The organism is Rhodoferax sp. SPJ4, from assembly GCF_058216275.1.
Genome location: NZ_JBYZMN010000003.1, coordinates 250992 through 266666, shown reverse-complemented (window position 1 = coordinate 266666; position 15675 = coordinate 250992). Strand labels below are relative to the sequence as shown.

Below are 15675 nucleotides of genomic sequence, written 5' to 3'. Positions count from 1 at the left end.
CATGACCCCTGCCCTGAACTTTCCCCCCGAACTGTTGTTGCTGGCGCAAGGCGTGCGCGTGGCCTTCTTCGACGTCGACGGTGTGCTCACCGACGGCGGCCTGTACTTCACCGAGGCCGGCGAAACACTCAAGCGCTTCCACACGCTGGACGGCCATGGCCTCAAGCTGCTGCAGCGCGCCGGCATCACGCCGGCGGTGATCACCGGCCGCGATTCCGCGCCCTTGCGCAAGCGCTTGCAGGCCCTGGGCATCACCGAGGTGCATTACGGCACCGAAGACAAGCGGCCGGCGGCCGAGCAGACGCTGGCCAAGCTGGGGCTGGACTGGTCACAGGCGGCCGCCATCGGCGACGACTGGCCAGATTTGCCGGTGATGCGGCGCTGCGCCATCAGCGCGGCCCCGCCGCTGGCCCATGCCGAGGCGCTGGCCGTGGCCAGCTGGGTCACCCGGGCCGCCGGTGGCCAGGGCGCGGCCCGCGAGTTCTGCGATGTGCTGCTGGTGGCTTCGGGCCACTACGCCACGCTGTTGCAGGAGGCCGCCGCGTGACCGTGCTGCCCTCTGCCATCCCGGCCGGTGCCGGCCGCCAGCTGGTGTGGCGGCGCGGCTGGGAAACCCTGTCGATGTATTTGCCCATCCTGTTGATGGGCTTGCTGGCGCTGGGCACCTACTGGCTGGTCAAAAACACGCCCATGCTGACAGCACCCGACGCTGCGCGGCCGGTTCGCCACGAGCCCGACTACACCATGCGCGGCTTTGCGGTGCGCAACTTTGACGCCCATGGGCAGCTGCGCAGCGAGATCTTCGGCCGCGAGGCGCGCCATTACCCGGACACCGACACGCTGGAGATCGACGCGGTGCGCATCCGCTCCTTCAACCTCGACGGCCGCCTGACCACCGCCACCGCGCTGCGGGCCCTGAGCAACGGTGACGGCTCCGAGGTGCAGCTGTTTGGCAACGCCCTGGTGGTGCGCGAGGGGCTGGTGGCTGCCAGCGGCCAGCCCGAGCCGCGCATGGAGTTTCGCAGCGAGTTTTTGCACGCCTTTCTGAACGAAGAGCGGGTCAAGTCCAACAAGCCGGTGGTGGTGCAGCGCGGGCTGGACCAGTTCACCGCCGACGCCATGGAATACAGCAACACCGAGCGCCTGGCCGACATGCAGGGCCGGGTGCGTGGCCTGTTCCAACCCAGGGCGGCCCGGTGAGCGCGCCGCTGGTTTTCATCACCGGCGCGTCCAGCGGCATCGGCCAGGCGCTGGCCTGGCGCTACCACCAGGCGGGCTTTGACCTGGCCCTAGTGGCGCGCCGCGTGTCCGAGATCGAAGCCTGGGCCAGCCAGCACCAGATCAAGCCGGAGCGCTACCAAATTTACAGCGCCGATGTGTCCGACGTGGACCAGATCGTGGCCGCTGGCCAGGCCTGTCTGGCCCGCCAGGGCCTGCCCGACGTGGTGATTGCCAACGCTGGCATCAGCGTGGGCATGGACACCGCGGAGCGGGCCGACCTGGACGTGCTGACCCGCACGCTGGCCACCAACAACATCGGCCTGGCTGCCACCTTCCACCCCTTTGTGGCGGGCATGGTGCAGCGTGGGGGGGGTGCGCTGGTGGGCATCGGCAGCGTGGCCGGCATCCGTGGCCTGCCCGGCCATGGCGCGTACTGTGCCAGCAAGGCCGCGGTGATTGCCTACTGCGAATGCCTGCGCGGCGAGCTGCGGCCCAGCGGTGTCAAGGTGGTGACGCTGTGTCCGGGCTACATCGATACGCCGCTGACGCGGCAAAACCGCTACAGCATGCCATTCCTGATGTCGCCCGAGGCCTTCGCCGACCAGGCTTACCAGGCCATCACCGCCGGTGCCAGCTACCGCGTGATTCCCTGGCAGATGGGCGTGGTGGCCAAGCTGCTGCGGCTGTTGCCCAACGCCTGGTTTGACCGTCTGCTGGCCGGCCGGCCGCGCAAACACCGCCAAACACCGCCTGCACAGTGAGGGTCTGGCCGCGGGGGAAGCCGCGCGGCCATGAAAAAAGCCCCGGGGCTTGCGCTCAGGGGCTTGTTTTGAAACCGGGCCTCAGCCCGGTTCAGGGAGCTCAGTAGCTGCTGCCGCCGCCGCTGTAGCCGCCGCCACTGCGGCCGCCGCTGCCGCCACGGGGGCCAGCGCCGTAGGGGCTGCGGAAACCGCCGTCGCCACCACCGCCACCACCGTAGCCGCCGCCACCGCTGCGGCCACCGCCACCACCGCCGTAACCGCCGCCGCCACCGCTGCGGCCACCGCCGCCACCGTAGCCGCCGCCACCACCACCGCCGTAGCCGCCACCGCCGCCACCGCCGTAGCCGCCGCCACCGCTGCGCGGGGGACGCTCTTCCATCGGACGGGCTTCGTTGACCACCACGCTGCGGCCACCCAGGGATTGACCGTTCATGCCGGTAATGGCTGCTTGGGCTTCTGCGTCAGAGCCCATTTCCACAAAGCCGAAGCCCTTGGAACGACCGGTGTCGCGCTCCATCATGACCTTCGCGCTGGTCACGCTGCCGAATTGGCCGAAAGATTGCTCCAGATCGCTGTCGCGCACCGAGTACGGCAGGTTGCCGACGTACAGTTTTTTGCCCATGAAGGGACTCCTAGTAAACACAAAAACAAAGCGATGGAGTCCCGAAAGCACAACAAACAAAAACCGCTGTGGCGCGAAACTGACCGATCACCGAACTCGCAAGACCCTGATTCCCAGAGACTCGCTCGGCCATTATGCGCCACTTGCGGGAAAAACAAGGTTTATTTCGCCCGTTTGACAAAATTGGCTTCAAAAAAGCACCTGAACGGGCTTATTTGGGTGTGTCGGGGGGCTGAGGCGGCTCGTCGTCGGTGTAGTTGCGCCATTGCCGCATGGCGTTGCGCATGGTCAGCACCTGGCGCTCGAACACCGGGCAGGCCTGGCAGGCGGCCAGGTGAAAGCGCAGCGCGATGCGATCGGCCATGGTCAGGGCGCGGTCTTCACGCGCGATCAACAGGGCTGCCACTTCACGGCAGGTGCGACGCAACAGCATGTCAGGCTTTGTGGGGGGACTGGAACCAGTTGAACTCAAGGCATTCGCGCAAACGAAGGCGGGCGCGGTGCAATTGCACGTACATGTTGGTCGAGGTCAGATTCAATTCCTTACACACTTCCTCGCACGACAACTCCAGCCATTCGCGCATCAGAAACACCCGGCCCATCGCCGGCGGCAGCTTCTCGGTGCAGGCTTCCAGCACCACCATGAACTGGCGCGAACTCAGGTCTTGTTCGGGGTTGCCCCAGGACGCGGGTGGCTGCGCAAAATGGCCGTCGGCGCTGAAGGTCAGCGCGTCGAGTTCTTCGCTGCCGTCGCCTTCGCCGTCGTCATGGCGGTCCAGACTGACCTCGCGCGAGCGCTGCCGCAGCAGGTCAATCACCTTGTGTTTCAGGATGCCCACCAGCCAGGTTTTGAGCTGCGATTTGTTGGCGAACGACTGGGGTTTGCTGAGGGCGGCCAGCAGGGTTTCCGACACCACATCTTCGGCCCAGGTTTCATTGCGCAGTTGCAGACGGGCAAACCGCATCAGGTAGGCGCGATGCTCGGCGAGTTGGCTTTCAATCGGCATGGCAGACACCCTGTAAGAATGCCGAATCGTAGCCGACGATTGTGGATGTTTGCCATTCGGTTTCTCTTCCCCTTGGTGGTCGGTGCCTTGCTGGGCGCGGCGGCGCCCGCGCAAACCCTGCCCGAGCTGCAAGGCGCCACCGTTGAGGGTCGGCCGTTCGTGCTGTCCCAGTTGCGCGGCAAGGTGGTGATGCTGATGTACTGGTCCACCGACTGTGCGGTGTGCCGCGACAAGATGTTCGAGCTGCGGCAAAACCACGAGGGCTGGCGCGGCAAGCCGTTTGAGCTGGTGTTGGTCAGTGTCGACCGGAGCCTGGGCGACCTGCAAACCTACGAAAAAATCCTGGCCCAGCTGGTGCCGGCCCACCAGCGCTTTCCGCAGCTGTGGGCCGGTGACCCGAGCTACCGCGACAACCTGGGCAAGCCGCCGGCGTTGCCGCTCACCTACCTGATCGACAAGACCGGTCGGGTGGTGGGCCGCTACCAGGGGCGCATTCCCGCCGAGGCCTGGGACCAGATTGCCGACTTGTTGTGAGGTCGGGCGTGTAAGAAGCCCCGCAGGCCGCAGACCAAACGCCACCAGCCCGCCCCTCGGCGGCACTGGCCCGGCATCCCGCCAAACCTTTGTTTCAGGAGACCTGTGATGAACCCCTCTGCCATCGTTGCGGCCGCTGCCGCCACCCTGTTGTCCACCCTGGTGGTGGCCACGCCCGCCGCGGCCCAAAGCAAAGAGCGCTGCTACGGTATCACCGTGGCCGGCCAGAACGACTGCGCCAACCTGTCCGGCAGCCACTCCTGTGCCGGCCAGTCCAAGACCAGCGGCGACGCCGCCGAATGGAAATACGTGGCCAAGGGCACCTGCGCCAACCTCAAGGGTCTGAGCGCCGACGAAGCCAAGGCCAAGTTGAAGAGCTGAGCGGCGAGGCCCTGCCCACCCAACGTTGCCCACCGTCCCCGCCATGCATTCCAAGCATTCTCTGGTCGTGCCGGCGGTGGGCATCGGTTGGCGGCAGCCGCACCACGCGGCCTTGCTGGACGGCTGCCCGGCACTTGATTTCATCGAGGTCCATTCGGAGAACTTTTTCGGTGACGGCGGCGCGGCCCTGGCCTTGCTCACCGAGGCCCGTGCCACCTACCCGGTGAGTTTGCACGGTGTGGGCCTGGCGCTGGGTTCGGTGGCCGGTGTGGACCCCTGGCACCTGGACCAGCTGGCCCGGCTGGTGGCGCGCATCGAGCCGGTGCGGGTCAGCGACCATGCCTGCTTTGCCCGGGCCCCGCTCTTGGGCGCCACCGCGCACGCAGCCGACCTGCTGCCGCTGCCTTTTCGCGCCGATGCGCTGGCCGTGATGGGCGACAACGTGTTGCGGGTGCAGGACCGCCTGCGCCGGCCGCTGCTGGTGGAAAACCTCTCGGCCTACCTGGCCTGGGCCTCGTCCGAGATGGACGAGACGACCTTTCTGGTGGCGCTGGCCCGGCGCACCGGCTGCCAGCTGCTGGTCGACGTGAACAACCTTTACGTCAATGCCCTCAATGCCCAGCTGCAAGGCGCACCGGGTGACCCCGAGGCCAGCGTGCGGCGCTGGCTGGACGCCATTCCGCCGGCGGCGGTGGGTGAGTTGCACCTGGCCGGCCACTGCTGCTTGCACGACATCGTCATCGACGACCATGGGCGACGGGTCTCCGAAGCGGTGTGGCGGCTCTACCGGCACGCACTGCGGCGCTTCGGTGCCGTGCCCACATTGGTGGAATGGGACACCGATTTGCCGTCGTTCGAGGTGTTGCTGGGCGAGGCCTTTCAGGCCCGCAGCGAGGCCCTGGACTGTTTGCCTGTGGCCGTCGAGGCGTTGGCATGAGCACGGTGCTGGCGCAGGAGCAGCAGGCGTTGCTGCGAGCCCTGTGGGCGCGTGGGCTGGCCGAGGGCCTGGCCATCCTCGCCCCATGGACCCATGCGGCCGGTGGGCGGCGCGGTTTGCAGTGCTACCGGGCCCACGGCCTGGCCCTGGCCGATCGGGCGCTGGCCGCCGCCTATCCGGTGCTGCGCCAGCTGCTGGGTGATGACAGCTTTGCCGCGCTGGCTGCCGATTTCTGGCAACACCACCCGCCCCGCTGGGGCGACATGACCCAATGGGGTGCGGCGCTGCCCGGCTTTGTGCGGGGCGCGAAGGCGCTGGCCGACACACCTTACCTGGCCGATGCGGCCGAGGTCGAGTGGGCGCTGCACCGCAGCGCCACCGCACCCGACGCCGAGGTGGACCTGGGCTCTTTGGCGCTGCTGGTGGAGGCCGACCCCGCCACACTGCGGTTGCGGCTGGCGCCGACCACCCAATGGTTGGTCAGCCCCTGGCCGGTGGTGAGCCTGCTGCAGGCCCACCGCACCGGCCAGCCGACCCTGGCCGCGGTGGGCCAGCGGCTGCGCGACCACGCCGCTACCGGCGCTCCGGTGACCGAATGCGCACTGGTCTGGCGCCAGGGCTGGCGCCCCCAGTTGCGCGAAGCGCTGCCCGGTGAGCCTGGCTTTCTGGCTGCGGTGCAACGCGGCCACAGCCTGGCCCAGGCACTGCAATCCCATCCCATGCTGGACTTTGCCCAATGGCTGGCCCCGGCGGTGCACGGCGCGCTGCTGGTGGGTGTCCAACGCCTCGATGTTTCAGGAGATTTCCCATGACCAGCCACAGCCCCTCCATGGTGTCCCGACCGACCCGGCCCAGCCCCTCCTGGGTGCGGCGTGTCTGCGATGTTTACCGTCGGGGCGCCACGTTGCTGGACCGTTTGCAGCCCCTGGCCGCGCTGGGCGCGCGGCTGTACGTGGGCCAGGCCTTTTTCCTGTCAGGCCTGACCAAGCTGCGCGACTGGGAAACCACGCTGGCTTTGTTCACCGACGAGTACCACGTGCCTTGGCTGCCGCCCGAGCTGGCCGCGGTGTGCGGCACCGGCGGGGAGCTGGTGTTGCCGGTGCTGCTGGTGTTGGGCCTGGGCGGGCGCCTGGCGGCTCTGGGCCTGTCGGTGGTGAATGGGGTGGCGGTGCTGTCGCTGTCCGAGATCGCGCCGGCCGCGCTGCAGCAACACCAGCTGTGGGGCGCGCTGCTGTTGGGGGTGGCGGTTTATGGGCCGGGGCGCTGGTCGGTTGACGGGCGGTGGGCCCGGCCGCGCCGCTGACAGTCCACGCTCAGTCGTCGTCCAGCCCACGCACGGCGCGCCGGATGGCCTCGCTGCCAAAACCGCGCGCGGCCAGAAAGCGCACCTGGCGGGCCCGCTCGGCGGGGTCGGTGGCCACGCGGCCGAAACGTTTGGCCCACAGCGCCTGGGCGCGCTGCGGCTCGGTGGCGGCCAGTTCGGCCATGGCGCTGGCCACAGCCTCGGTGTCCAGGCCCTTGTGCTGCAGCTCCTGACGGATGCGGCGGCTGCCCTGGCCGGCGGCCCGGCGGTGCAGCACGCTGTCCAGCACCCGCTGCTCGTTGATGAAGCCCTTGGCCTGCAATTCGTCCAGCACCTGGGCCACCTCACCGTCGGTGGTCTGGTGGGGCGTCAGCTTGCGCTCCAGCTCGGCGCGCGAGTGTTCGCGCATCGCCAGCAGGCGCAGGGCCCGCCCTTTCAACGAAGGCGGTGTGGTGGATTTGCCAGTGGGGGTCACTTGGTGATGGAAGGTCAAAAAAAGCGGAGGCCGCGCCTCCGCAGGGTGCTCAGGCCTCCACCGCCATGGCCAGCAGCGGGATGCCCAGCGATTCGCGCACCTTGTTCTCGATCTCGCGCGACAAGGCCTTGTTCTCGCGCAGGAACTCGCGGGCGTTGTCACGGCCCTGGCCGATTTTTTCACCGTTGTAGGCGTACCAGGCGCCCGACTTGTCGACGATGCGGGCCTCCACCGCCATGTCGATGACCTCGCCCTCGCGGCTGATGCCCTCGCCGAACAGGATGTCGAACTCGGCCGTCTTGAACGGCGGCGCGACCTTGTTCTTCACCACCTTGACCTTGGTTTCGTTGCCGATGGCCTCGTCGCCCTTTTTGATGGTGCCGATGCGGCGGATGTCGATGCGCACCGAGGCGTAGAACTTCAGCGCGTTGCCGCCGGTGGTGGTTTCCGGCGAACCGAACATCACGCCGATCTTCATGCGGATCTGGTTGATGAAGATGACCATGCAGTTGGTCTTCTTGATGGTGGCGGTGAGCTTGCGCAGCGCCTGGCTCATCAGCCGCGCCTGCAGGCCGGGCAGCGAGTCGCCCATGTCGCCTTCCAGCTCGGCCTTGGGCGTGAGCGCGGCCACCGAGTCGACCACGATCAAATCCACCGCGCCGGAGCGCACCAGGCTGTCCACAATTTCCAGCGCCTGCTCGCCGGTGTCGGGCTGGCTGATCAGCAGCTCCTGCAGGTTGACGCCCAGCTTTTGCGCGTACTGGATGTCCAGCGCGTGTTCGGCGTCCACAAAGGCGCAGGTGCCGGCCTGCTTTTGCATCTCGGCAATGACCTGCAGCGTCAGCGTGGTTTTGCCCGACGACTCCGGACCGTAGATTTCCACCACCCGGCCACGCGGCAGGCCGCCCACGCCCAAGGCGATGTCCAGCCCCAGTGAGCCGGTGGACACCACCTGGATGTCCTCGATCACCTCGCCCTCGCCCAGGCGCATGATGGTGCCCTTGCCGAACTGCTTCTCGATTTGCGCCAGCGCGGCCTGCAGGGCCTTGGCTTTTTCACTGTTGGCGGCGGGTGTGCCTTTGACCGGTGCGTCCATGAAAATCCCCTTTGAAATCAATGCGTTGGCTGAAAACTGTCCAGTGGTGTTAATCACAGGCTGGATGCTTGAACAGCAGTTTAATGGGCTTGTTGCATCGAAGTAAACGATTAATCGGTCAGTTTGCCTTACCATTTACCAGGTGACTTCCCCCTTTCCTTGGCCCTGCGAAGACCCGCCAGCGGCAGCGTCGCCGGCCATGGCGCCCGACTGGCGCCAGACCCATTTGGGCCGGCTGCTGGGCCATGCGATGCGGCGCTTTGACGAACGGGTGCTGCACCTGATGGCCCACAGCGTGGAGGTGCCACTGGCGCTGTCCAACCTGGCCGCCCGGCACCAGGTCAGCGCAGCCCATGTGCATGTCACCCGCCACCTGGCGCTGGACGGTTCGCGGTTGACCGAACTGGCCCAGCAGGCTGGGATCAGCAAACAGGCCATGGGGGATTTGGTCGACCAGTGCGAGGCCTGGGGCCTGGTGACTCGCGAAGCCAGCCCGCGCGACCGCCGGGCCCGGCTGATCTGCTTCACCGACACCGGCCGGCTGTGGCTGCGGGCTTTCCAGGTGGCGGTGGCGCAGGCCGAGGCCGAGTTCCGCCAGGAGGTGGGCAGGGAGGTGGCCACCGTGGTGGCGCTGGGCCTGGAGGCCTACGCCGGCAGCTACGGCGCCAGTGCCGAGACGCGCGACCTAAAATGAGCCGACAAGACAGAACAAGGAGACGGGCATGCGGATACTGATTGCCGAAGACGACCAGGTGCTCGCCGACGGTTTGCTGCGCAGCCTGCGCACCGGCGGCGCGGCGGTTGACCATGTGCCCGATGGCGCCCAGGCCGACGCGGCGCTGATGACCAACACCGAGTTCGACCTGCTGATCCTTGACCTGGGCCTGCCCCGCTTGCATGGCCTGGAGGTGCTGAAGCGCCTGCGGGCCCGTGGCGCCACACTGCCAGTGCTCATCCTCACCGCCGCCGACGGCGTGGAAGAACGCGTCAAAGGCCTGGACTACGGCGCCGACGACTACATGGCCAAGCCCTTCAGCCTGCAGGAACTCGAAGCCCGCGTGCGGGCCCTGACGCGGCGCGGCATGGGCGGCGCCACCAGCACCATCAAACACGGCCCACTGACCTACGACCAGGCCGGCCGCGTGGCCACCATCGACGGCCGCATGGTCGAGCTGTCGGCCCGCGAGCTGGGCCTGCTGGAGGTGCTGCTGCAGCGCGCCGGCCGCCTGGTCAGCAAGGACCAATTGGTCGAGCGCTTGTGTGAATGGGGCGAAGAGGTCAGCAACAACGCCATCGAGGTCTACATCCACCGGTTGCGCAAAAAGATCGAGAAAGGCCCAATCCGCATCGCCACGGTCCGTGGACTGGGCTACTGCCTGGAGAAGATACCGGGGTGAAGCTCTTCCAGCGCGAGCAGCGCTCCCTGTTCGGCGAGATCCTCGACTGGATGCTCACCCCGCTGCTGCTGCTGTGGCCGGTGAGCCTGGTGCTGACCTGGCTGGTGGCCCAGGGCATTGCCGGCAAGCCATTCGACCGCGCGCTGGAGTACAACGTGCAGGCGCTGGCCCAGCAGGTCTCGCTGCAGAACAAGCAGGTCCGCATCAACCTGTCGCCCACCGCCCGCGACGTGCTGCGTGGCGACGATTCCGACATCGTTTACTACCAGGTGCAGGGCGCGCGGGGCGAATTCCTCAGCGGCGACCGCGACTTCCCCCCGCTCAATGACGACGAACGCGCCCTGCCCGGTGAGGTGCGGCTGCGCGACGGTGTGATGCGCGGCGACGACGTGCGCATTGCCTCCACCTGGGTCAAGCTCAACACGCCGGAAGAGACCCAGGTGCTGGTGCAGGTGGCCGAGACGCTGGAAAAGCGCTCCACGCTGGCCAGCGAGATCATCAAGGGCGTGATGCTGCCGCAGTTCGCCATCCTGCCGCTGGCGGTGTTGCTGGTGTGGCTGGCGTTGGTGCGCGGCATCAAGCCGCTCAGCGAGTTGGAAGAACGCATCCGCGAGCGCAAGCCCGACGACCTGAGCCCGCTCGACGAGCGGGTGGTGCCGCAGGAGGTGGCGCCGCTGGTGATGTCGGTCAACGGCCTGCTCAAACGCCTGCAGGAATCCATCGCCACGCAAAAACGTTTTCTGGCCGACGCCGCCCACCAGCTCAAAACCCCGCTGGCCGGCCTGCGCATGCAGGCCGACCTGGCCCAGCGCCAGGGCGGCAGCGCCGACGAGCTGAAGCAGTCGCTGAAGCAAATCGGCCGCTCCAGCGTGCGGGCCACCCACACCGTCAACCAGCTGCTCGCGCTGGCCCGGGCCGACGGCACGGCCAAGAGCTTTTCCAGCGAGCCTGTGAACCTGGTGGCCCTGACCACCGAGGTGGTGCAGGACTCGGTGCCGCGTGCCTTGGAAAAGCGCATCGACCTGGGCTACGAGGGCGCGCAACGCCGCGACCCCGGCGTGCTGCTCAACGGCAACCCCACGCTGCTCAAGGAGATGGTGCGCAACCTGGTCGACAACGCCATCAACTACACCCCCAGCGAAGGCGAAATCACGGTGCGGGTGTTTGCCGACACCTTTGGCCGGGTGCTGGTGCTGCAGGTGGAAGACTCCGGCCCCGGCATTCCCGAGGCCGAGCGCACCCTGGTGTTGCAGCCGTTTTACCGCGCCCTGGGCACCAACGTCGACGGCTCCGGCCTGGGCCTGGCCATCGTCCACGAGATCGCCCAGCAGCACAGCGCCCACCTGGTGATTGAAGACGCCCAACCCGGTCGCACGCCACCCGGTGCCTTGTTCACCGTCAAGTTCAGCGCCCTGGCCAGCGAGGCCACCGCCGCCTGAGGGCGTGGGCTGCTTACGCGGGCTGGTAGGTGGCCAGCGTGATGCGTTCGCGCGCCATGGCGCTGGCCACCGCCGGCAGCTCGGCCAGCTGTTGCAGGTAGGCGCTCAAGGCCGTGTAGGGGGCCGGGTCAATGCCCGACATGCCACCCCAGCGGAACAGCGTCATCGCGTACGGGTCCAGCGGACCCAGGTGGGCGCCGCCCAGAAAAGCCTCGCCACGGGTGTTCTTGGCCAACACCAGTTCCTCCAGCTTTGCCAGGTGGCCGCGGTAGGCCGCCTGCGCATGGCGCTTCAGGTCGCCGTGGATGGCTGGGTTGTCGGTGAACTTGAAGGGCATGAACATGTGGGCAAAGGTGGGGTGCACCGTGCTGTTCATCCACACCAGCGTCTCCAGCACCCGGGTGCGGGCCCGGGGCTCGCGCGGCAGGAACTGCTGTTCGGGCAGCAGCGTGTCCAGGTGGCACACGATGGCGATGATCTGGGTGATGGTCTGCCCACCCTCCACCAGCACCGGCACCTGGGCCAGCGGGTTGATGGCGCGGAAGGCCTCGCCCAGGTGCTCCTGCTTGTGCAGCTTCACCATGATGGGCTCGTAGGCGGCGCCGCTGGCTTCCAGCAGCACATGGGGCACGAAGGAGCAGGCACCAGGGCCGAAATAGAGTTGGAGCGACATGGGCAGACCTGGGGCGGTGGGTGGGAGCCAAATCCTAACGCGGACCACCGGGCGGCGTGGCTCTGGTCAATCCCGATTGCACGTCGCCCCTTGGGCGATTGTTCCAGCGACCACCCGCGCTGGCTTGGGCCACCATGGGCTTGTACCCGGCCGCCGCCGGCCGGCATGGAGGCAGACCATGAGCACCGCCACCCCCTGGGGCCACGCCTTGCAGACCGACCGTCTGGCCACGGGCATCGTCCGTTACCGCACGCCGTCGCAGGACGGCATCCACCTGACGGCCCGGCGGGTGCTGGACATGCCGGCCGCGCTGCGCCCCGCCGTGCAAGGCCAGCAGACCCGGCATGGTGACGCCTGGCTGAAGGCCGGCGGCGATGCGGCGCTGGTGGTGGTGAGTTTTCCAGCGCTCTTCACGGCCCACGAGGTGGACAGCGCGCGCAAGATGGTCAGAAACCTGCACCCCGACGAATGGACGGCCTGGACCGGCGAGCCCGTCACCGAGGCCCAGAGCGTGGTGCTGCGGGAGCGCCATTTCCAGGCCCTGGCCCGCCAGCGGCCGGTGGCCTGCGCCGTCTGGGGCAGCTGGGCCGCCCATGTGCCCGACGGCATGGTGGGTGTGTTTGCCCGGGTGGGGGGCCGCACCGGCACCGACGTGGCCGGCTCCTGCTGGCTGGTGCCGGTGGCCGAGTACGAGCAGCGGCACCAACAGCCCATGGGAGCCTTAGGCTTTCTGATCGACCCCGAGCGCCACCAGCGGGTGCATGTGACCTTCGGTGCGGCCAAGCAGAAAACCCGCACCGTACAGCAGATGCTGCAGGCGGTGGTACACCTGGCCTGGCAGCCGTCCCGCCCCGCCGGCCTGTCCGGCGCCCGCTGATCAGCCCAGGTGCTTGCCGACGATGCCGGCCAGCTCAAACATCGTCACCTGCGGCTTGCCGAACACCGGCAGCAGCTTGGCGTCGGCGTTGATGGCGCGTTTGTTGGCCGCGTCCTGCAGGCCGTTGGCCTTGATGTAGTCCCACAGCTTCTTGATCACCTGGGCCCGCGCGACCGGCTCGGCGCCAATCACCTCGGCCAGGGCGGCGCTGGGGGTGGATCCGCCCCCGCTGGGCGCTTTGCGTGGTGCCTTGGGTGTGGTGGCCTTGGTCGCTGCCTTTTTTGCCGGGGCTTTTTTGGCCGCGGCCTTCTTGGCGGGTGCCGCGGTTTTGGCAGCGGCAGCAGCGGCCGCCTTCAGCGGCGGCTTGCGCGGCGGGAACTTGGACGGCGCAAACTCGAAGTTCACCTTGCCAGCCTCCTTGTCCCACACCAGGTGGGCCTTGAAGCCGCGGCGCGTGCGCATGGAGACAAACTTGTCCAGCAGGTCGGTCTTGCCCTCGCCCAGCAGCTTGTGCATTTGCTCGCGAACCACCGGCTGCTGCAGGATGATCTGGCCGCTCTTGAAGTCGCAGCTCGGTGTCGGCTGCTTCAGCGTGGGCACCGACTTCTCGCAGACATAGCTCTTGCCATGTTCGTGCACCTCGCTGCCGCACTTGGGGCAGCCGCCCAGCGATTCGTCGGCAAATTCGACCAGCTCGCCGGATTCCTCGGCATTCTTGTCGTCGCCGAAGTCGAACTCCAGCTTGTGGTTCTTGGTTTCCTCGTCGAACTTGATCACCATCTCGGCGGTGAAAGGCCAGCCAGCCTTGGAGCGGAAACCGTCCAGCGGGCCGATTTTTCGGTCGCGCAAGAACTGCTCGACCTCGGCCACCTCGAAGGTGCGGCCGGCCGGTGACTTGCCGAACGAGAAGCCACAGCCTTCCTCCGCACCGCTTTTGCCGGTGCAGGTGTAGCGGCGGTAGTTTTCCTTCACCACACCGCCGCAGGTCGGGCAGGGCGCGGCCAGCGTGGCGTAGTCGCCGGGGATGGTGTCGCGGTCGTATTCCTTGGCCTTTTTCACCATGCGCTCGGTCATCGCGGCGATCTCGGCCATGAAGGACTCGCGACTCAGCTTGCCGTGCTCCATCTGCGCCAGCTTGTACTCCCACTCGCCGGTCAGTTCGGCCTTGGACAGCTCTTCCACACCCAGGCCGCGCAGCAGCGTCATCAGCTGGAAGGCCTTGGCGGTGGGGATCAGCTCGCGGCCTTCGCGCAGCATGTATTTCTCGGCGATCAGCCCTTCGATGATGGACGAACGGGTGGCGGGCGTGCCCAGGCCTTTTTCCTGCATGGCCTCGCGCAGCTCGTCGTCTTCCACCGTCTTGCCGGCGCCTTCCATCGCGCCCAGCAGCGTGGCTTCGGAGTAGCGGGCCGGAGGGCGGGTCTTCAGGCCCTTGGGCTCGGCGGTTTCGGTCTGCACCTTTTCGCCGGGTTTCACCGCCACCAGGGTCTTGTTGTTCTCGTCGCCTTCTTCCAGCACTTCCTTGCCGTAGATGGCCAGCCAGCCTGGCTTCACCAGCACCTTGCCTTCGGTCTTGAAGTTGTAGTCCTGGTTCTGATGGTTGACCGTGCTGACCCGCGTGGTGACTTGGTATTCGGCGCTCGGGAAGAACACCGCCATGAACCGGCGCACCACCAGGTCGTACAGCTTTTGCTCGGCCTCCGACAGGCCGCTGGGTGCCTGCAGCGTGGGGATGATGGCAAAGTGGTCACTGACCTTGGCGTTGTCGAAAATGCGTTTGCTGGGCTTGATGTAGCCGTTGTTCAGCGCGGTCAGCGCGTGCGGCGCCAGATGGCGCATGCCGCTGTCGGCCAGCATCGCAAAGGTGTCTTTCACCACCGGCAGGTAGTCTTCCGGCAGCGCGCGCGAATCGGTCCGTGGGTAGGTCAGCGCCTTGTGGCGCTCGTACAGGCTTTGGGCGATGGACAGCGTGGTCTTGGCCGAGAAGCCGAACTTGCCGTTGGCCTCGCGCTGCAGCGAGGTCAAGTCAAACAGCGCGGCCGAGGCCTGCGTGGTGGGCTTGCTTTCCTCGGTGACGGTGGCCGGTTGGCCGCGGGCGGCGTCGGCAATGGCCTGCGCCTCGGCGGCGCTCCAGACGCGGTCGGCACGCTTCTCGGCGTCGTCGGGGTTCTTCTTCCACTGCGGGTCGAACCATTTGCCCGGGTAGGCACCGGCCTGGGCCGCGAACGATGCGTGGATTTCCCAGTAGTCGCGGCTGATGAACTTGCGGATCTGTTCCTCGCGCTCCACCACCACGCTCAGCGTGGGCGTCTGCACCCGGCCCACGGTGGTGAGAAAGAAGCCACCGTCGCGCGAGTTGAAGGCCGTCATGGCCCGCGTGCCGTTGATGCCCACCAGCCAGTCGGCCTCGGAGCGGCAGCGCGCGGCGTCGGCCAGCGGCAGCATCTGCTGGTCGCTGCGCAGGCTGGTGAAGCCGTCGCGGATGGCCTGTGGCGTCATCGACTGCAGCCACAGCCGCGTCACCGGGTGCTTGGACTTGGCGTACTGCTGGATCAGCCGGAAGATCAGCTCGCCCTCGCGCCCCGCGTCACAGGCGTTGATCATCGCGCCAATGTCCTTGCGCTTGGCCAGTTTGACGATGGCGTTGAGCCGGGTCTTGGTCTTGTCGATGGGCTTCAGATCGAAGTGCGGCGGAATCACCGGCAGGTGGGCAAAGCTCCACTTGCCGCGCTTGACGTCGAACTCCTCAGGCGCCTGGATCTCCACCAGGTGGCCCACCGCGCTGGTGACCACGTAGTGCTCGTTCTCGAAGTGTTCGTCGGCTTTCTCGAACTTGCCCGCCACGGGCGTCAGCGCGCGCACGATGTCCTGGGCCACCGACGGCTTTTCGGCAATCACCAGGGTCTTGGTGAGTACAGCGTTTTTCATCTCATTACAATCCGGTTTCCTCGC

General features: G+C 67.3%; 19 protein-coding genes. 12 read left to right on the top strand and 7 right to left on the bottom strand.

Annotated features, from left to right (window positions below; translation table 11 throughout):
• Position 1: 1 nt before the first annotated feature.
• From AC4BAR_RS12430 to AC4BAR_RS12420, 3 genes are all read left to right on the top strand, one after another.
• Complete coding sequence (locus AC4BAR_RS12430; protein ID WP_490628180.1) at positions 2–547, top strand: KdsC family phosphatase; 546 nt, start codon at positions 2–4, stop codon at positions 545–547.
• 74 nt (positions 548–621) lie between these two features.
• Positions 622–1200, top strand: a complete 579-nt coding sequence (gene lptC, locus AC4BAR_RS12425; protein WP_490628324.1) for an LPS export ABC transporter periplasmic protein LptC — start codon at positions 622–624, stop codon at positions 1198–1200.
• Positions 1197–1982: an SDR family oxidoreductase gene (locus AC4BAR_RS12420; RefSeq protein ID WP_490628179.1), complete on the top strand. Its 786-nt coding sequence runs from the start codon at positions 1197–1199 to the stop codon at positions 1980–1982. The genes lptC and AC4BAR_RS12420 overlap by 4 nt, the downstream gene beginning before the upstream one ends.
• Before the next feature lie 100 nt (positions 1983–2082).
• Here AC4BAR_RS12420 and rbp read toward each other — a convergent pair whose 3' ends face one another.
• The 3 genes from rbp to AC4BAR_RS12405 all read right to left on the bottom strand — a co-directional run bounded on the left by rbp (position 2083) and on the right by AC4BAR_RS12405 (position 3611).
• A complete protein-coding gene (gene rbp / locus AC4BAR_RS12415) occupies positions 2083–2604 on the bottom strand; it encodes an RNA-binding regulator (RefSeq protein ID WP_490628178.1) in 522 nt (173 codons plus the stop codon).
• Positions 2605–2815: 211 nt separating this feature from the next.
• Entirely contained in the window at positions 2816–3037 is a 222-nt protein-coding gene (locus AC4BAR_RS12410; RefSeq protein WP_490628177.1) for a zf-HC2 domain-containing protein, read from the bottom strand.
• Position 3038: 1 nt separating this feature from the next.
• The gene (locus tag AC4BAR_RS12405) at positions 3039–3611 is read right to left on the bottom strand and encodes a sigma-70 family RNA polymerase sigma factor (protein ID WP_490628176.1); all 573 of its coding nucleotides are present in this window, start codon (positions 3609–3611) and stop codon (positions 3039–3041) included.
• Positions 3612–3656: 45 nt separating this feature from the next.
• On the opposite strand from AC4BAR_RS12405, the gene AC4BAR_RS12400 reads away from it, so the two are divergent.
• From AC4BAR_RS12400 to AC4BAR_RS12380, 5 genes are all read left to right on the top strand, one after another.
• Entirely contained in the window at positions 3657–4145 is a 489-nt protein-coding gene (locus tag AC4BAR_RS12400; RefSeq protein ID WP_490628175.1) for a TlpA family protein disulfide reductase, read from the top strand.
• Between the two features lie 108 nt (positions 4146–4253).
• Positions 4254–4526: a BufA1 family periplasmic bufferin-type metallophore gene (locus tag AC4BAR_RS12395; RefSeq protein ID WP_490628174.1), complete on the top strand. Its 273-nt coding sequence runs from the start codon at positions 4254–4256 to the stop codon at positions 4524–4526.
• Positions 4527–4569: 43 nt separating this feature from the next.
• Positions 4570–5463: an MbnB/TglH/ChrH family RiPP precursor modification enzyme gene (locus AC4BAR_RS12390; RefSeq protein WP_490628173.1), complete on the top strand. Its 894-nt coding sequence runs from the start codon at positions 4570–4572 to the stop codon at positions 5461–5463.
• Positions 5460–6275 (top strand): HvfC/BufC family peptide modification chaperone, encoded by an 816-nt coding sequence (locus AC4BAR_RS12385; protein ID WP_490628172.1) that lies wholly within the window; start codon positions 5460–5462, stop codon positions 6273–6275. The genes AC4BAR_RS12390 and AC4BAR_RS12385 overlap by 4 nt, the downstream gene beginning before the upstream one ends.
• Positions 6272–6766 carry a DoxX family protein gene (locus AC4BAR_RS12380; protein WP_490628171.1) on the top strand — a complete coding sequence of 165 codons (495 nt, stop codon included), beginning with the start codon at positions 6272–6274 and terminating at the stop codon, positions 6764–6766. Before AC4BAR_RS12385 ends, AC4BAR_RS12380 begins: the two co-directional genes overlap by 4 nt.
• Before the next feature lie 10 nt (positions 6767–6776).
• Here AC4BAR_RS12380 and recX read toward each other — a convergent pair whose 3' ends face one another.
• Positions 6777–7205 (bottom strand): recombination regulator RecX, encoded by a 429-nt coding sequence (recX, locus tag AC4BAR_RS12375; RefSeq protein ID WP_490628170.1) that lies wholly within the window; start codon positions 7203–7205, stop codon positions 6777–6779.
• Positions 7206–7290: 85 nt separating this feature from the next.
• Positions 7291–8337 carry a recombinase RecA gene (recA, locus tag AC4BAR_RS12370; RefSeq protein ID WP_490628169.1) on the bottom strand — a complete coding sequence of 349 codons (1047 nt, stop codon included), beginning with the start codon at positions 8335–8337 and terminating at the stop codon, positions 7291–7293.
• Positions 8338–8536: 199 nt separating this feature from the next.
• Between recA and AC4BAR_RS12365 the strand changes: the two genes are divergently transcribed.
• The 3 genes from AC4BAR_RS12365 to AC4BAR_RS12355 are packed head-to-tail and all read left to right on the top strand — an operon-like array spanning position 8537 to position 11173.
• On the top strand, positions 8537–9031 hold the full coding sequence (locus AC4BAR_RS12365; RefSeq protein ID WP_490628323.1) for a MarR family winged helix-turn-helix transcriptional regulator: 495 nt from the start codon (positions 8537–8539) through the stop codon (positions 9029–9031).
• A 28-nt stretch (positions 9032–9059) separates the two neighbouring features.
• Positions 9060–9734: a response regulator gene (locus AC4BAR_RS12360; protein WP_490628168.1), complete on the top strand. Its 675-nt coding sequence runs from the start codon at positions 9060–9062 to the stop codon at positions 9732–9734.
• Positions 9731–11173 carry a sensor histidine kinase gene (locus AC4BAR_RS12355; RefSeq protein WP_490628167.1) on the top strand — a complete coding sequence of 481 codons (1443 nt, stop codon included), beginning with the start codon at positions 9731–9733 and terminating at the stop codon, positions 11171–11173. Before AC4BAR_RS12360 ends, AC4BAR_RS12355 begins: the two co-directional genes overlap by 4 nt.
• A gap of 13 nt (positions 11174–11186) precedes the next feature.
• Here AC4BAR_RS12355 and AC4BAR_RS12350 read toward each other — a convergent pair whose 3' ends face one another.
• Positions 11187–11846 (bottom strand): glutathione S-transferase family protein, encoded by a 660-nt coding sequence (locus AC4BAR_RS12350; protein WP_490628166.1) that lies wholly within the window; start codon positions 11844–11846, stop codon positions 11187–11189.
• A 178-nt stretch (positions 11847–12024) separates the two neighbouring features.
• Here AC4BAR_RS12350 and AC4BAR_RS12345 point away from each other — a divergent pair, with 178 nt between their 5' ends.
• Positions 12025–12723: a DUF7007 domain-containing protein gene (locus tag AC4BAR_RS12345; RefSeq protein ID WP_490628165.1), complete on the top strand. Its 699-nt coding sequence runs from the start codon at positions 12025–12027 to the stop codon at positions 12721–12723.
• Here the strand turns inward: AC4BAR_RS12345 and AC4BAR_RS12340 are convergent, their stop codons facing one another.
• Positions 12724–15651 (bottom strand): DNA topoisomerase III, encoded by a 2928-nt coding sequence (locus tag AC4BAR_RS12340; protein WP_490628164.1) that lies wholly within the window; start codon positions 15649–15651, stop codon positions 12724–12726.
• Positions 15652–15675: the final 24 nt, after the last annotated feature.

Coding starts and splice junctions, on each gene's coding strand:
- AC4BAR_RS12430 (WP_490628180.1), top strand. CDS start 2: ATGACCCCTGCCCTGAACTTTCCCCCCGAACTGTTGTTGCTGGCGCAA.
- lptC (WP_490628324.1), top strand. CDS start 622: ATGTATTTGCCCATCCTGTTGATGGGCTTGCTGGCGCTGGGCACCTAC.
- rbp (WP_490628178.1), bottom strand. CDS start 2,604: ATGGGCAAAAAACTGTACGTCGGCAACCTGCCGTACTCGGTGCGCGAC.
- AC4BAR_RS12410 (WP_490628177.1), bottom strand. CDS start 3,037: ATGCTGTTGCGTCGCACCTGCCGTGAAGTGGCAGCCCTGTTGATCGCG.
- AC4BAR_RS12405 (WP_490628176.1), bottom strand. CDS start 3,611: ATGCCGATTGAAAGCCAACTCGCCGAGCATCGCGCCTACCTGATGCGG.
- AC4BAR_RS12400 (WP_490628175.1), top strand. CDS start 3,657: ATGTTTGCCATTCGGTTTCTCTTCCCCTTGGTGGTCGGTGCCTTGCTG.
- AC4BAR_RS12395 (WP_490628174.1), top strand. CDS start 4,254: ATGAACCCCTCTGCCATCGTTGCGGCCGCTGCCGCCACCCTGTTGTCC.
- AC4BAR_RS12390 (WP_490628173.1), top strand. CDS start 4,570: ATGCATTCCAAGCATTCTCTGGTCGTGCCGGCGGTGGGCATCGGTTGG.
- AC4BAR_RS12385 (WP_490628172.1), top strand. CDS start 5,460: ATGAGCACGGTGCTGGCGCAGGAGCAGCAGGCGTTGCTGCGAGCCCTG.
- AC4BAR_RS12380 (WP_490628171.1), top strand. CDS start 6,272: ATGACCAGCCACAGCCCCTCCATGGTGTCCCGACCGACCCGGCCCAGC.
- recA (WP_490628169.1), bottom strand. CDS start 8,337: ATGGACGCACCGGTCAAAGGCACACCCGCCGCCAACAGTGAAAAAGCC.
- AC4BAR_RS12365 (WP_490628323.1), top strand. CDS start 8,537: ATGGCGCCCGACTGGCGCCAGACCCATTTGGGCCGGCTGCTGGGCCAT.
- AC4BAR_RS12360 (WP_490628168.1), top strand. CDS start 9,060: ATGCGGATACTGATTGCCGAAGACGACCAGGTGCTCGCCGACGGTTTG.
- AC4BAR_RS12350 (WP_490628166.1), bottom strand. CDS start 11,846: ATGTCGCTCCAACTCTATTTCGGCCCTGGTGCCTGCTCCTTCGTGCCC.
- AC4BAR_RS12345 (WP_490628165.1), top strand. CDS start 12,025: ATGAGCACCGCCACCCCCTGGGGCCACGCCTTGCAGACCGACCGTCTG.
- AC4BAR_RS12340 (WP_490628164.1), bottom strand. CDS start 15,651: ATGAAAAACGCTGTACTCACCAAGACCCTGGTGATTGCCGAAAAGCCG.